Consider the following 13,782-nt stretch of genomic DNA (forward strand, 5'->3'; position numbering starts at 1 on the left):
GTGCGCCCTGGAACGGCGGCGTCCCGCGGCCGCCCCGGCAGCGGCTCCCGCAACGCGTCCCGCCCGGCCGGCGAGGAGCGCGCCCTGACCAGCGTCGCGGCCGGCGACCGGTTCCGGGGCGAGGAGCCCGAGCACACCCCCCGCCTGTGGCACGTCACCCTCAGCGTCTCCGGGGCCCGGGCCCCGATCACCGAGGTCCGGCGAGCCCTGGAGCAACTCGCCCACGACCATCCCTTCCTGCTGACCAGCCGCTACGCCGACGACCACGCGGAGATCCGGTACTGGGAGGAGGCCCGCGACCTGCACGACGCCGCCGCCGTCGCCCTGCGCCTGTGGGGCGAGCACCGGCAGACCGCGGGGCTGCCGCCCTGGGAGATCGTCGGCCTGGAGGTCATCGACCGGGCGACCTACCACCAGCGCATCGCCGCGGGGTACGGACCGGCACCGGCGACCCCGGTCGGAGTCCACCCCTTCTAGTCACCCTTTGGCCAGCGGCTCACCCCCTTTGTCGCCGTCCGGGCCGTGTCTCGGGGTTTGGGACGACCGGCGGAGGGCCCCGCGCCGCCTACTACGCTTTCCCCATGACCACGCTCTCGCCGTACGACTCGATGTCCCCGGTCACCCGGGCCGCCTACCGGGCCAAGTCCGCCGCGGCCGACCTCGCGCCGCTGCCGCGGGCCGCGAAGGACGACGCGCTGCTCGCCGTCGCGGACGCGCTGGAGGTTCGTACGAGCGAGATCGTCGAGGCCAACGCCCAGGACGTGGCCAAGGCCCGCGCCGCCGGGACCAGCGAGGCCATCATCGACCGGCTCACCCTGACCCCGGAGCGGGTCCGCGCCATCGCCTCCGACGTGCGTGACGTCGTCGCGCTGCCCGACCCGGTCGGCGAGGTGGTGCGCGGCTCCACCCTCCCCAACGGCATCGACCTGCGCCAGGTCCGCGTGCCGCTCGGCGTGGTCGGCATCATCTACGAGGGCCGGCCCAACGTCACCGTCGACGCCGCGGCCCTGTGCCTGAAGGCAGGCAACGCCGTCCTGCTGCGCGGCTCCTCCTCGGCCTACCAGTCCAACACCGCCCTCGTCCGGGTCGTCCGCGACGCCGTGGGCGGGGCCGGGCTGCCCGCCGACGCCGTGCAGCTGGTGCCCGGCGAGAGCCGTGAGAGCGTGCGCGAGCTGATGCGCGCCCGCGGCCTGGTCGACGTGCTCATCCCGCGCGGCGGCGCCTCGCTGATCAACACGGTCGTCCAGGAGTCCACGGTCCCCGTCATCGAGACCGGCACCGGCAACTGCCACGTCTACGTCGACGCGCAGGCCGACCTCGACATGGCCGTCGACATCCTGATCAACTCCAAGGCACAGCGCGTGAGCGTCTGCAACGCCGCCGAGACCCTCCTGGTCCACCAGGACATCGCCGCCGACTTCCTGCCCCGCGCGCTGGACGCCCTCGCGGAGGCCGGGGTCACCGTGCACGCCGACGAGCGGGTGATGGCGTACGCCGAGGGCTCCAAGGTGACGGCGGTCGAGGCCACGCCGGAGGACTGGGAGACGGAATACCTCTCGTACGACATCGCCGCGGCGGTCGTCGACTCGCTCGACAAGGCCGTCGAGCACATCCGGCTGTGGACCTCCGGCCACACCGAGGCCATCGTGACGACCTCGCAGCAGGCCGCCCGTCGCTTCACCCAGCTGGTCGACTCCACGACGGTGGCGGTGAACACGTCCACCCGTTTCACCGACGGCGGCCAGTTCGGTTTCGGCGCCGAGATCGGCATCTCCACGCAGAAGCTGCACGCCCGCGGCCCGATGGGGCTGCCGGAGCTGACCAGCACCAAGTACATCGTCACCGGTGACGGGCACGTACGGCGCTGACGGGCGTGTACGGCGCTGACGGGCGTGTACGGCGCTGATGTTGCGGGTCGCTCGCCGACGGGCGGTCCGCGCGCCGCGGTGCACGCCGGGGGCCTATGTGAACGGCACGCGCCCTCGGCCGCGCCCCTGAACCGATCGGGGCATCTCACCCACCGGATGAATTTCCCCGCCGTCTGCCCAAAACGACCCACCAGGTCTACTCTGGACCCGTGCCGGAGGACGTGGGGGGTAGGCCGTTCCCTGACGGCTGGGAGCCCGACGACGATCACGACCACGGGGTGTCGGACGAAGAGTTCGCCTCCGTGGTCTTCGACGAGGCCTTCGTACAGGCGGCCGTGGTGCACGAGCCGACCGCCGTCGAACGCCTCCTGGCCGCCGCCCAGGCCAGAGCCGAGGCCACCGAGGCGGAAGCAGCCCGCCGCGGCCGCGGAAGAGCCGAGCGCTTCGACGACGGGTACGGCGATTCCGGCCATGATCCCGACCTCGACGACCCGGACGACGACCGCGACCCCCTCGACCGCCCGTACGGCGCTCCCGCGGCGTACGGCAAGCAGGTCCGCTGGCACCGGCCCGTCGCCTGGGCGCTCGCCCTGCTGATGGGCGTCGGCATGGTCGCGCTGGCCTTCGTGGCCGTCTACCGGGGCGCGTCCTCGGGCGGCGGCACGCGTCCGGTGCCGCCACCCGCCTCGACCGGCCCGGAGCAGGGCGGCACCGCGACCCCCTCGGCCTCCGCCGACTACTCCCAGCCGGCCGTCCCGGTCATTCCGCACAGCCCCTGACCTGCCGTCCTGCTGCCGGAAACCTGGCCCAACTTGACCTGCACCGGCGCGTTTACGCGACCTTCCGCAGACCTACTCTGAAGTTATGGCAGGGCTTGGCGAGCCGCCCGGAGGAACGCCCGAGGGCGCCCCCGGAGGCGGCGAGGAAGAGTACCGATCCGTCGTCTTCGACGAGTCGTTCGTCCGCGCTGCCCGCCTTCAGGAGTTCTCCGCCCAGGAGCGCCTGACCGACCACGCGCCCGCCGTACGCCGCCGCACACCGTTGCGCCGGGCCGGACTGTCCCGGCAGGCGCTGGTCCTGGTCGTGCTGATCGCCGTCGCCTTCGGCACCGCCATCTACATGGGCGTACGGCACCCGTACCAGAGCCCCGACGCACAGCGGTCCGCTGAGCCGGTGCGGATGACCGTCGTCCCGCTCGCCCCCGAGGGCAGGGTGCCCGGCGCCGACGACGCCGCGCACCTGTACGAACACAGTCCGGCGGCACACTTCCGGTCCGCGGCCGAGGGCGTCCCGCTGCCCGGGGCCCGGCGCACCGCGCACTTCTCGGACGACCAGGTGCTCAACGCGCTGACCACCGCCAAGAACTACATCGTCCGCTCGGCGCTCGACCCGGACGTGCTCGGCGGCGGAGAGGTCCGCTCGGTGCGGGTGTTGCTTGACCCGGACCAGCTCGAGCAGTTCGACAAGAGCTTCGAGAAACCCGTCGCGGACGGCCGGCACGCGCCCACCGGATGGTTGGTGCGCTTCGACCCGGCCCGTGCCGAGCTGGCCGACGCCGAGATCAGGGTGAACGGCAGCCTGCGGGCCGTGGAGAGCGACGCGTCCACGCTGGAGGTCACCGCCGACCACACCATGGTGTACCCGCTGCGGTCCGCCGGCGACGAGGGGGCCGAGGTGTCGCTGTTCACCGTCCGGCGGGAACTGCACTTCCGCTTCGACCGGGACGACCTGCGGCTGCACCAGACACAGCTCGTCGCCGCCTACGTCCAGGCCGGGCCGCTCTCCTGTGCCGAGGACTCGGCGAGCCGGCTCCGCCCGCTGCTCGCGGGCAAGACGGCCGGGAGCGGCGCCCCCGCCGGCACCGACCCGTACACCACGGACAACGCCACGGCCCTGTGCGGCACCCTCGCGGCCGGCGCCCAGCCGAGGGTGTGAGGGCCGGGGACGCCGCTCGTACGTCCGCTCAGGCCCCGTCGCGCGGCGGGCGGTCGTCCGGAGCGCCCGGGCCGCCGGAACCCTCCGGCCCGCCGGTCCCGCCACCCGGCCCGCCGGTCCCGCCACCGGGCCCCCCGGCCCCGTCCCCGTCCTTGGGCGGCCTCGGCTGGGAGGCCGTGAAGCCGCCGAAGCCCCGCCGCATCCGGTCGCCGAGGTCACCGGCGCCGCCCGCGATGTCGTTGACCAGCTTCATCAGGGGGTCCTTGGAGCCGCGCACATGCGTGGCGTAGCTGGACGCCGACTCGCGGAAGGTGTCCCGGACCGAGGTGTCCTTGTCCTCGCCGCGCCGCGGGTAGTGGCCGTCCATGATCCGCTGGTAGTCCCGGGACGCCGCCCACTTCTTCAGCTCGGCGGCCCGCACCGTCGTGAAGGGGTGGGAGCGGGGCAGCACGTTCAGGATCTTCAGCACGGAGTCGCGCAGGTCGCCCCCGGCCTCGTACTCGTCGGCCTGCTCCAGGAACGCGTCCACGTTCATCTCGTGCAGGTGGTTGCCGCCCGCGATCTTCATCAGGCCCCGCATGGAGGCCTGGAGGTCCTGGCCGACCAGCAGACCCGCCCGGTCGGCGGACAGCTCCGACTTGCGGAACCACTCGCGCAGCGCGGTCACGATCGCCATGATCGCCAGGTTGCCCAGCGGGATCCAGGCGACCCGGACCGCGAGGGACGTGAGGAAGAGCAGGACGGTCCGGTAGACCGAGTGCCCGGACAGCGCGTGCCCGACCTCGTGCCCGACGACCGCCCGCATCTCCTCCTCGTCCAGCAGCTCGACGAGGCCCGTGGTGACGACGATGATCGGCTCGTCCAGGCCGATGCACATCGCGTTCGGGGTCGGGTCCTGGTTGACGTACATCGGGGGGACCTTCTCCAGGTCCAGGATGTAGCAGGCGTCGCGCAGCATCACGTTCAGATGGGCGAACTGCCGGTCCGAGACCCGCACCGAGTCGGACAGGAACAGCAGCCTCAGACTCCGCTCGGGCAACAGGCCGCTCAGCGCCTTGAAGACCGTGTCGAAGCCGCTCAGCTTGCGCAGCGCCACCAGGGCGGAACGGTCGGCCGGATGCTCGTACGCACGCGAGGAGATCCCGGGGAAGCGCCTGCGCTGCCTGCTCGGCACGTTCTCGTGCCCGTTGTGCTGGTGGCCGTCGGACATGTCTTCCCCCATGTGCGTGTGTGTGGCCTGTGCGTGTGCCCGGCCCTTTACGAACCCTTGTGCGGCCCTTTGTGCCCCCGAAGCCGAGCCCAGCCTAGGCGGAGATACCGTGGACGGGCAGTGCAACGAAGGAGTCCACGTCATGGCGCACACCCCCCACACCGACTGGCTCGCCACCGCGGCGACGGCGGCGGAGCAGCAAGGGGCGGGGAATCTGCTCCGGGTCGTGCTGATCGTGATGGTGGTGGGCTGTGTGCTGACCGCGTGGTTCCTGCTGCGGGGGTACAAGCGGAAGGACGACTGAGGAGATCCGAAGGTTCCCCGGACCCCTCCGACCGGTCATCGGCCGGTCACCAACGGCGGAGTCGGCGTGATCGCCAGGAAGGCGCCCGCATACGATGAGCGGACGTCTTTATCCCGCCCACACCGGATAGGTCCTGCCGAAGATGAGCTTCCACAGCACCGCTGCCCAGTTTGTCACCCTCGCCTCCGAGGGCGGCGAGGAGCACAGCGGCAACCACCAGAGCCTCAGCCCCTACGTCACCGGCATCGGCGCGTTCGTCATCCTGATGCTCCTGCTGTGGATCACCACCCGGTTCAACCGCGACCGCTGAGCGCGGGGGCAGTGGGCCCGGCAGGAGCCCTCGGGCCGGGCCGGTAGGGTCTGCACGCATGGGAGAGCAGGACATGCCTACCGGTCCGGCGCACGAAACGGCGCACGCGCCGGCGCGTGGCACGCAGAACCGCGCGGTGCCCGCCCGCGCCACCGGCCGGGGCAACGGCCCGTCGCCGTCGGGCAAGCGCCGCCTCGGCGTCATGGGCGGCACCTTCGACCCGGTCCACCACGGGCACCTCGTGGCGGCCAGTGAGGTCGCCGCGCAGTTCCACCTCGACGAAGTGGTGTTCGTGCCCACCGGGCAGCCGTGGCAGAAGAGCCACCGCACGGTCTCCGCGGCCGAGGACCGCTATCTGATGACGGTCGTGGCGACCGTCGAGAACCCGCAGTTCTCGGTGAGCCGCATCGACATCGACCGCGGCGGTCCCACCTACACCGTGGACACCCTCCGCGACCTGCGCGAGCTCAACCCGGACGCCGACCTGTTCTTCATCACCGGCGCCGACGCCCTCGCCCAGATCCTCACCTGGCGCGACAGCGAGGAACTGTTCTCCCTGGCGCACTTCATCGGCGTCACCCGGCCCGGCCACACGCTGACGGACGCCGGACTCCCCAAGGGCGGCGTCTCACTCGTCGAGGTCCCCGCCCTCGCCATCTCCTCCACGGACTGCCGTGCGAGAGTCGCCAAGGGCGATCCCGTCTGGTATCTGGTGCCGGACGGGGTCGTGCGCTATATCGACAAGCGCCAGCTGTACCGCGGCGAGTGAGCCGAGAGGGGCACCGGTGAACGACGGATACGACACGGGCTACGGCGACGGCGGCGACCAGTACGAACTCGTGGGCTACGACGAGTACGGCCGGCCGGTGTACCGCCCGGCCCAGGGCCAGGCCCCGGCCCGGCCCGGCGGGCAGCAGCCGTACGACCCGTACGACCCGTACGCGCAGCAGGGGCAGCACGACCAGCAGGGACAGCACGACCAGCAGGGGCAGCAGTACGGGCAGCAGGGTCAGCAGTACGGGCAGCAGGGCTACGGCTACGACCCGTACACCACTGGCGGACAGCAGCCCGCCCCACAGCCGTACGAGACGTATGACGGCTACGGCTCCCAGACCGGCTACGACACCGGTCGGCAGCCGCCCGCCCCTGGCTACGACGCCTACGACGGCTACGCCTCCGGTACGCAGCAGCAGCCCTCGTACGACCCGTACGGTCAGGCGGCCACCAGCGGCCGGCAGCCCCGGGTCGCCGAGCAGACCGCCTACATCCCGCAGCAGGCGGGCCCGCCCGGGGAACCGGAAGCCCCCGAAGAGACGCCGGATCCCGACCGGGAGTACCGCACCGAGCAGTTCGCCTTCGTCGAGGAGCCGGCCGACGACTCCGAGGACGTCATCGACTGGATGAAGTTCACGGAGAACCGCACCGAGCGCCGGGAGGAGGCCCGACGGCGCGCACGCGCGCGTGTCGTCGCCCTGGTCGTCGTCCTGGCGCTGATCGTGGCCGGCGGCGTCGGCTACCTCTGGTCCGCCGGAAAACTCCCCGGGCTGTCCTCCTCGGACGACAAGACGGGCGGTACGACGGCGGCGGGCGCCCAGAAGCGCGACGTGATCGCCGTCCACCTGCACGACACCACCGGCGGCGGCACCTCCACCGCGCTGCTCGTCGACAACACCACCACCAAGCGGGGCACCGCCGTCCTGGTGCCCAACTCCCTCTCGCTGACCGGCGACGACGGCAGCACCACCACGCTCGCCAAGTCCGTCGACGACGACGGCCCCGACGCCACCAGGACCGCCCTCGACTCGGCCCTCGGCACCGACATCGAGGGCACCTGGCGCCTGGACACGCCCTATCTCCAGATCCTCGTCGACCTGGTCGGCAACATCGAGGTCGACACCGACACCGACGTCCCGGACCCGGCGGCCAAGGACAAGGGCGCCAACCCCCTCGTGCGCAAGGGCGAGGGCCAGACCCTCAGTGGCAAGATGGCCGTCGCCTACGCCACCCATCGCGGCTCCGGCGAGGAGGCGGGCGCCCAGCTGCAGCGTTTCGGGCAGGTCATGCAGGGAGTGCTGCGCAAGCTGTCCTCGGACCCCGCGGCCGCGACGACCACCGTGCAGACCCTCGGGCTGATCCTCGACCCGCCGCTGACCGAGAAGGACCTCGGCTCCTTCCTCGCCGGGCTCTCCGACCTCGCCAAGGGCGGCGACTTCGAGACCGCGCTGCTGCCCGTCCAGGACGACGGCAGGCTCAGCGCCGAGGCCGGTGACGGCATCGTCAAGGAGGTCCTCGGCGGCACCGCCAAGAGCCCCGACAAGGACGCGGCCGTCAGTGTCTCCGTCCGCAACGCCACCGGCGTCGAGGACCGCACCGGCAAGGCCCGCGTCGTCCTCCTCAACGGCGGGTTCACCTTCCTGGAGGGCGGCACCGGGTCCGGCACCGAGGCGGCGTCGAGGGTCGTCTACGCCGAGGCCGCCGACAAGGAGAACGCCGTCCAGGTCGCCAAGACCCTGGGCCTGCCCGCCGGCTCCGTCACCCAGGGCGAGGTCTCCGCGAACGCGAGGGTCTCGGTGGTGCTCGGCCAGGACTACGAACCGGCCTCCTAGAGATCGGCCTCCTGGAGATCGGCCTCCTGAAGACCCGCCCGCCGGAGAGCGGCCCCCTGGAGACCGCTCTCCGGCGGGCGGGTGATTATCACGTGGGCCGCCGTCGGCGGTCGTGAGACCCTTGAGGTCAACCGACCACCGACCCGAAAGCCAGGCAGTGACCGCGACCGACCGCTCCATCGAACTCATCAACACCGCCGCGCAGGCGGCGGCCGACAAGCTCGCGCACGACATCATCGCCTACGACGTCAGCGACGTGCTGTCGATCACGGACGCCTTCCTGCTGGCCTCCGCGCCCAACGACCGCCAGGTCAAGTCGATCGTCGACGAGATCGAGGAGCGGCTCAGCAAGGAACTCGGCGCCAAGCCGGTACGCCGCGAGGGCGACCGCGAGGCCCGCTGGGTCCTGCTCGACTACGTCGACATCGTCGTCCACGTCCAGCACAGCGAGGAGCGCGTCTTCTACGCCCTGGAGCGTCTGTGGAAGGACTGCCCCGAGCTGGAGCTGCCCGCCGAAGCCAAGGAGACCCGCGGCAAGGCGGAGGAGCACGCCAGGCTCCGGGCCGCCGAGGAGGCGACGGAGACCGACGGGGACTGGCGATGAGCGCCACCGGCGAGGTGACGGCCGGACAGCCCGGCCGCGGTCGGCGGATCATCCTCTGGCGGCACGGCCAGACCTCGTGGAACGTGGAGCGCCGCTTCCAGGGCACCACGGACGTCGAGCTGACCGGGACCGGCGTCGCCCAGGCCCGCCGTGCCGCCCAGCTGCTGGTGCACCTGAAGCCCGACGCCATCGTCGCCTCCGACCTCGCGCGCGCCGCGAACACGGCCGCCGAGCTGGCCGCGCTCACCGGCCTGGACGTGACCCTGGAGGAGGGGCTGCGGGAGACCTATGCGGGCGTCTGGCAGGGGCTGACCCACGACGAGATCATCGCCCGGCACGGCGAGGAGTACGCGGCGTGGAAGCGCGGCGAGCCGGTCCGCCGCGGCGGTGGCGAGCTGGAGACCGAGGTGGCCGACCGCGCCGCCCCCGTGGTGCTCCGGCACGCCGAGAAGCTCGCCGGGGACGGCACCCTCGTAGTGGCCAGCCACGGCGGCACGATCCGCACCACCATCGGCCGGCTGCTCGGGCTGGAACCGCACACCTGGGAGAGCCTCGGCGGCCTCACCAACTGCTGCTGGTCCGTCCTGGGCGAGGGCGCCCGCGGCTGGCGTCTGCTCGAGCACAACGCCGGCACGCTGCCGGAACCGGTGCTCGGCGACGACGACTGAGGCGCGGCCGACGGGCCCGGTACCCGGATTTCACTTTCCGGCAGGTCGCAGGCTAAAGTTCTTCTTGTTCGCCCCGCCGAGCGGAGCGAAAGACCATGCGGCCCAGCCGCGTGGCACCAGGGGCTATAGCTCAGTTGGTAGAGCGCCTGCATGGCATGCAGGAGGTCAGGAGTTCAATTCTCCTTAGCTCCACAGCCCACGGACGAATCCCGTCCCCCTCGGGGGGCGGGATTTTTCGTTTGCGCCCGCTTGAGCAACGGGAGTCCCACAGGCGTATAGCCCTGTGAGGCTCCGTGTCCGGACTGGTACTGAGGCGTCGCTGACCGTATTGGCCCGGTCGTGGCAGAATCAAACGGCCGGAAGGGGACCGCGACCCGACGGGAGGGAGTGGCGATGCCTGCGAGCATCCTCGAGGAGGTCGGTCACCTCCTCGGCGGAGCGGTGACACGGAACACGGTCACCCGCCTCAGCTGCCCTTCCTGCGGTTCCGGGCACGTGGCCCAAGTCCTCGGCGACAACGGCGGAATCTCGTACGTGTGCACGGCCTGCGGCCACAGCTGGAGCTGATCGATGGGTGCACACAGGCGAAAGTGCGACTGGTGCGGCAGCGGCACCCCGATCGTGCGGGACATGGAGCCGGTCAATCCGGACTACCAGTACTGGTGCGAGGAGTGCGCGCGGGCGCTGATCATAAAGGGCGACCCGATCGAGACGTACCGCGAACTCGAGGGCGAGCCGATCTACGGCCGGCTCCTCGAGGAGCACTGCACGCTCAAGCGGTTCTACTCGTTCGTCACGGCGTAGCGGGCCTGCTCGTCATGGCCTGACAGCTTGCGCAAGGGGTAAGGCGGGCAAACTGGAAACGATTTGGTGTTGTGCCCGGTCGACCGTGTAATGTTGGCGTCGCCGCCGGGGAGACCGGGCGGCAGACAGCAAGGGGCTATAGCTCAGTTGGTAGAGCGCCTGCATGGCATGCAGGAGGTCAGGAGTTCAATTCTCCTTAGCTCCACAGGAACAAGGGAAACCCCCGGATCATCGATCCGGGGGTTTCCTCGTGCTCGGTGGTCGCGCGCTCAGCGGCCGAGCGCGCGGCGGCCGCGGCCCTGGGACAGGACCGGCAGGTTGGTGCGCGAGGACGGCGCCTGCCCGCGGGTGTCCTCCTCGATGCGCAGGGCGAGCGCGGGACAGCGGCGCACCGCGCGGACCGCCTTGGCCTCCGCGAAGCGCGGTACGTCGGCCTGCGCGACGGTCGGGAAGCCGTCGGCGCCGAGCTGGAAGACCTCCGGGAGGATGTCCGCGCACAGGCCGTGGCCCCGGCACAGCGTCCAGTCGACGTAGATCTTCTGACGGCTGGTCCCGTTCTCGTCTCCGCCGCCGCCCGGGATGCCCGTAGGGGTCCCGCCGCCCTCCAGGAGCGGCAGTACACCTTCCACGGGCCGCCCGCAGCCGTTGCCGAGGACATGGGCGGCGAGGTCGTCCGTGAACGCCGTGAGGGTCGACTCGAGGAACATCGCCGAGCCGTCCGGGTGCGAGCAGGCGCCGCGCCGCTTCACGTTCCGCGCGACCTGCTTGACCGCCTCCAGGGCGGCCGGCCCCCCGCCGTTCAGGATGTCCTCCAGACCGCGCGCGGCGGCCGGCAGGCCCAGATAGCAAGGGCCGCACTGGCCCGCGCTCTCCTCCGCCAGCCACTGCGCCACCCGCAGCGACTCGCCCAGTGGGCAGGTGTCCTGACTGATCGGCAGGATCGCGCCCGCACCCAGCGAGCCGCCCACCTGCTGCAGGGAGTTGCGGGAGACGATCGCCTCGTCGACGGTCGCCGCGTCGATCCACTTGCCGTGGTAGCCGCCGGTCAGCACGCCCTGCGGCACCGGTGGCGCGCCGGCGAGCTGGAGGACGTAGCGCAGCGGCACGCCCGTCGGCACCTCGATGACCATCGGTCGGGCCACCGCGCCGGAGACGGTGAGCATGACGGTGCCCGGCTCGTCGTACAGGCCGGTGTTGCCGTAGCGCTCCGGGCCGATGCGGGCGGCGATCGCCAGCTGGGCGAAGGTCTCGGCGTTGGACAGCAGGGTCGGCGCGCCGCCGACGCCGCTCTTCGAAGCGCTGATCTTGCGGCCGGGCGGGATCGCCGGGCCGCCGTCGATGGAGCGGACCAGCGAGGCCGCCGCGCCGGTGACCATGCGGACCGGATTGCGCTGCACGCGCGCGCGGAGGGCGGATCGGCGCCCGTTGCTCAGTCCGCGTTCGGCGAGGGCGGCCTCCATGGAGCGCTGGGTGGACTCGCGGGTGACGCCGATGACGAGCGTGCGGGCACCCATGGCCTCGGCGCACAGCAGCGCGCCGTCCAGGATCAGGTGCGGGGCGCGGTTGATGAGCACCGTGTCCTTGCGGCAGGCCGGCTCGTCCTCGCTGCCGTTGACGACCACGACGGGCCGTACGCCGCGCTTGATCGCCGCTTCGGCGACCGAGCGCAGCTTCTTGTGGAAGGGGAAGCCCGCGCCGCCGCGGCCCTTCAGGCCGATGCGTTCGGAGAGCTGCGCGAGCTGCTCACCGCCCAGCGGTTCGAGCGGACCGTGCACCTTGAGGTGCATCGGCAGATCCAGGCGCTCGACAAGGTCGAAGCCCGACGTGAGCTGGGGAAGACCGACCACGCGGACTTCGGGGACGTCGGGCAGGGCCTCGTTCACTTAAAAGCCTCCGGAAGGCGTGTTCCAAGGTTCGCCCGAACCCGGTGCGTCGAAGTCGTAGGACGCGTCGTAGGGCGACGCACCGGGGGGCGCACCGGGGGTTTGTTCAGTGGCGGGACCGCTGTTGTACGTGTCGTTCGGGTAGTACGTGTCGTAGACGGTGTTCGTCTCATTGGTGTCGTACACGTCACTCGAGCCGTAGCCCGACGCGTCCGTATTGCCGTAGACCGGGATGGTGTGTCCGGTGTCGTTGAGCGGGTCGTAGGCCGACCGGGGTGCCTCACCGACCGGGGGCGGCGACGGGACGGGCCAGCTGCCCGAGGTGCTGCCGCCACCGTCCACGAGGGGCATCGCCTCGGTGGGACGCATGTCCGTCGGCAGCTGGGCGGACGTGGTCGCCTCGGCCGCCAGAGGCCGCCGGCGCGTGCCGGAGGAGCCGGACACGGCGCGGTAGGCCGCCGCGAAGCCGCCTGCGGGCTCCGGCGGCGTGAGGCGCTCCGCGGGCTCGTACAGGGGCGCGGACGGGGGAGTCGCGCGGGGTTGCGACGCCCCGGCGCTCTCGTAGCCCGGCAGCGCGGACGTCGCCGTGGTCCGGGCCCGCCTCTCCTCCAGTTCCTCGCGGGCCATCCGTTCCCCGGTCCCGAGGAACCCGGCGATCTTGTCGGCGACCCTGCGTTTGACCGGGCGGGGCGCCGCGCGCAGCGCCAGGGCGGCCATGACGCCGAGCACGGACAGGCCGTACAGGAACAGGAACACCGGCTTCGCCGCGCGACCCGCGTAGAGCCCGTGCAGCAGGGCCAGGCACCACGCCGGGTAGGCCAGCATGTGCATGGCCCGCCAGCGGGCGGCCACGGGGGACGCGGACGCGAAGCGGTTGCGCAGGGCGCCGGTGACGCCAACGAAGATCATGAGCATGCTGGCCAGGGTGCCGAAGCCGATCAGGACGCTCCGGCCGCCGAACGACTCGTCGTCCGTGGCCAGGAGTCCGAACGGGACCACCGCGGCAACCCAGGTGGTGTGGTCCAGGGCCAGCTTGACCCCGATGTGCACCAGCAGGAACACGACCGCGGCGACCGCGGTGATCCGGTGAACCGCCTGGGCCAGGATCCGCTGGCGGGTGTCGAGGACGATCCGGTCCTGGGCGACGAGTCCCCAGATCACCGAGCAGCTGAGGAGGACGAGGGAGAGGACGCCGGCACCGAAGTTGAGGAACTCCGCGAAGGTGTCGTCCGCCGTGCTGTCGTTCGTCACCACGGCAGACCTCCCCACGTCGCGGACGCGAGGGAAGAGGGCGAGCTGTTGCTGCGGGGGTGGATCGAGGGAGGGTTCGAGGGGTTCATGGGGCAACTCCGGAGCGGTTCGGGGTAGCGGTCCCGGTGCCGCACTCTAAGTGGCGCCATACCCGTGAGTACGAGGTTTGAGTTATTGCGTTGTTATCAAACGACAATGCGTTCGTACTGATGTCCCTTAGTGGTCGTTACGCGAAGTAACCTTTGACCTTGGTTCAGGTTTGCCGGCCGTGAGGCGCGGTGCGGGAGGCCGTGCGGGTGGCCGGAAGCCCGTCGCGGCCCGCTCGGCGACTGCGGTACC

The 13,782-nt window shown here is 71.6% G+C and carries 15 protein-coding genes and 2 tRNA genes; 14 read left to right on the forward strand and 3 right to left on the reverse strand.

From position 1 onward, the window contains the following. From ACIQ1J_RS28480 to ACIQ1J_RS28495, 4 genes are all read left to right on the forward strand, one after another. Positions 1-477, forward strand: coding sequence for a hypothetical protein (locus ACIQ1J_RS28480; protein WP_307852189.1), 477 nt, complete (start codon positions 1-3; stop codon positions 475-477). Between the two features lie 104 nt (positions 478-581). Then, the gene (locus tag ACIQ1J_RS28485) at positions 582-1,868 is read left to right on the forward strand and encodes a glutamate-5-semialdehyde dehydrogenase (protein WP_403561232.1); all 1,287 of its coding nucleotides are present in this window, start codon (positions 582-584) and stop codon (positions 1,866-1,868) included. Positions 1,869-2,077: 209 nt separating this feature from the next. Beyond that, positions 2,078-2,647: a hypothetical protein gene (locus ACIQ1J_RS28490; protein WP_210962547.1), complete on the forward strand. Its 570-nt coding sequence runs from the start codon at positions 2,078-2,080 to the stop codon at positions 2,645-2,647. Positions 2,648-2,732: 85 nt separating this feature from the next. Further along, positions 2,733-3,803: a hypothetical protein gene (locus ACIQ1J_RS28495; RefSeq protein ID WP_403561234.1), complete on the forward strand. Its 1,071-nt coding sequence runs from the start codon at positions 2,733-2,735 to the stop codon at positions 3,801-3,803. A 28-nt stretch (positions 3,804-3,831) separates the two neighbouring features. Here the strand turns inward: ACIQ1J_RS28495 and ACIQ1J_RS28500 are convergent, their stop codons facing one another. Then, a complete protein-coding gene (locus ACIQ1J_RS28500) occupies positions 3,832-5,013 on the reverse strand; it encodes a M48 family metallopeptidase (RefSeq protein WP_403561400.1) in 1,182 nt (393 codons plus the stop codon). A gap of 142 nt (positions 5,014-5,155) precedes the next feature. Between ACIQ1J_RS28500 and ACIQ1J_RS28505 the strand changes: the two genes are divergently transcribed. From ACIQ1J_RS28505 to ACIQ1J_RS28550, 10 genes are all read left to right on the forward strand, one after another. Continuing rightward, entirely contained in the window at positions 5,156-5,317 is a 162-nt protein-coding gene (locus ACIQ1J_RS28505) for a hypothetical protein (protein WP_167355229.1), read from the forward strand. A gap of 142 nt (positions 5,318-5,459) precedes the next feature. Then, positions 5,460-5,627 carry a hypothetical protein gene (locus ACIQ1J_RS28510; RefSeq protein WP_210962545.1) on the forward strand — a complete coding sequence of 56 codons (168 nt, stop codon included), beginning with the start codon at positions 5,460-5,462 and terminating at the stop codon, positions 5,625-5,627. A 58-nt stretch (positions 5,628-5,685) separates the two neighbouring features. Continuing rightward, the gene (gene nadD / locus ACIQ1J_RS28515; RefSeq protein WP_403561237.1) at positions 5,686-6,396 is read left to right on the forward strand and encodes a nicotinate-nucleotide adenylyltransferase; all 711 of its coding nucleotides are present in this window, start codon (positions 5,686-5,688) and stop codon (positions 6,394-6,396) included. Between the two features lie 16 nt (positions 6,397-6,412). After that, positions 6,413-8,233, forward strand: a complete 1,821-nt coding sequence (locus ACIQ1J_RS28520; protein WP_403561239.1) for an LCP family protein — start codon at positions 6,413-6,415, stop codon at positions 8,231-8,233. A 157-nt stretch (positions 8,234-8,390) separates the two neighbouring features. Continuing rightward, positions 8,391-8,837 (forward strand): ribosome silencing factor, encoded by a 447-nt coding sequence (rsfS, locus tag ACIQ1J_RS28525; protein WP_210962542.1) that lies wholly within the window; start codon positions 8,391-8,393, stop codon positions 8,835-8,837. Then, positions 8,834-9,505 carry a histidine phosphatase family protein gene (locus ACIQ1J_RS28530; protein ID WP_403561242.1) on the forward strand — a complete coding sequence of 224 codons (672 nt, stop codon included), beginning with the start codon at positions 8,834-8,836 and terminating at the stop codon, positions 9,503-9,505. Before rsfS ends, ACIQ1J_RS28530 begins: the two co-directional genes overlap by 4 nt. Positions 9,506-9,624: 119 nt before the next feature. Continuing rightward, positions 9,625-9,697, forward strand: a tRNA-Ala gene (locus tag ACIQ1J_RS28535). A 201-nt stretch (positions 9,698-9,898) separates the two neighbouring features. Beyond that, positions 9,899-10,072 carry a hypothetical protein gene (locus ACIQ1J_RS28540; RefSeq protein WP_107095222.1) on the forward strand — a complete coding sequence of 58 codons (174 nt, stop codon included), beginning with the start codon at positions 9,899-9,901 and terminating at the stop codon, positions 10,070-10,072. A gap of 3 nt (positions 10,073-10,075) precedes the next feature. Further along, positions 10,076-10,309, forward strand: coding sequence for a hypothetical protein (locus ACIQ1J_RS28545; RefSeq protein ID WP_003976229.1), 234 nt, complete (start codon positions 10,076-10,078; stop codon positions 10,307-10,309). Positions 10,310-10,441: 132 nt separating this feature from the next. Further along, positions 10,442-10,514, forward strand: a tRNA-Ala gene (locus tag ACIQ1J_RS28550). Between the two features lie 64 nt (positions 10,515-10,578). Here ACIQ1J_RS28550 and ACIQ1J_RS28555 read toward each other — a convergent pair. Next, positions 10,579-12,192 carry an NADH-ubiquinone oxidoreductase-F iron-sulfur binding region domain-containing protein gene (locus ACIQ1J_RS28555; protein ID WP_403561245.1) on the reverse strand — a complete coding sequence of 538 codons (1,614 nt, stop codon included), beginning with the start codon at positions 12,190-12,192 and terminating at the stop codon, positions 10,579-10,581. Beyond that, complete coding sequence (locus tag ACIQ1J_RS28560) at positions 12,193-13,446, reverse strand: cytochrome b/b6 domain-containing protein (RefSeq protein ID WP_403561247.1); 1,254 nt, start codon at positions 13,444-13,446, stop codon at positions 12,193-12,195. It lies immediately after the preceding gene. Between the last annotated feature and the right edge of the window lie 336 nt (positions 13,447-13,782).

This window comes from Streptomyces sp. NPDC097107 (genome assembly GCF_044762405.1).
Lineage (GTDB): Bacteria > Actinomycetota > Actinomycetes > Streptomycetales > Streptomycetaceae > Streptomyces > Streptomyces thinghirensis.

Bases quoted from the DNA above. Each gene is read 5' to 3' on its own strand.
- ACIQ1J_RS28485 (WP_403561232.1), top strand. From the start codon at position 582: ATGACCACGCTCTCGCCGTACGACTCGATGTCCCCGGTCACCCGGGCC.
- ACIQ1J_RS28510 (WP_210962545.1), top strand. From the start codon at position 5,460: ATGAGCTTCCACAGCACCGCTGCCCAGTTTGTCACCCTCGCCTCCGAG.
- ACIQ1J_RS28495 (WP_403561234.1), top strand. From the start codon at position 2,733: ATGGCAGGGCTTGGCGAGCCGCCCGGAGGAACGCCCGAGGGCGCCCCC.
- nadD (WP_403561237.1), top strand. From the start codon at position 5,686: ATGGGAGAGCAGGACATGCCTACCGGTCCGGCGCACGAAACGGCGCAC.
- ACIQ1J_RS28500 (WP_403561400.1), bottom strand. From the start codon at position 5,013: ATGTCCGACGGCCACCAGCACAACGGGCACGAGAACGTGCCGAGCAGG.
- ACIQ1J_RS28505 (WP_167355229.1), top strand. From the start codon at position 5,156: ATGGCGCACACCCCCCACACCGACTGGCTCGCCACCGCGGCGACGGCG.
- ACIQ1J_RS28545 (WP_003976229.1), top strand. From the start codon at position 10,076: ATGGGTGCACACAGGCGAAAGTGCGACTGGTGCGGCAGCGGCACCCCG.
- ACIQ1J_RS28540 (WP_107095222.1), top strand. From the start codon at position 9,899: ATGCCTGCGAGCATCCTCGAGGAGGTCGGTCACCTCCTCGGCGGAGCG.
- ACIQ1J_RS28530 (WP_403561242.1), top strand. From the start codon at position 8,834: ATGAGCGCCACCGGCGAGGTGACGGCCGGACAGCCCGGCCGCGGTCGG.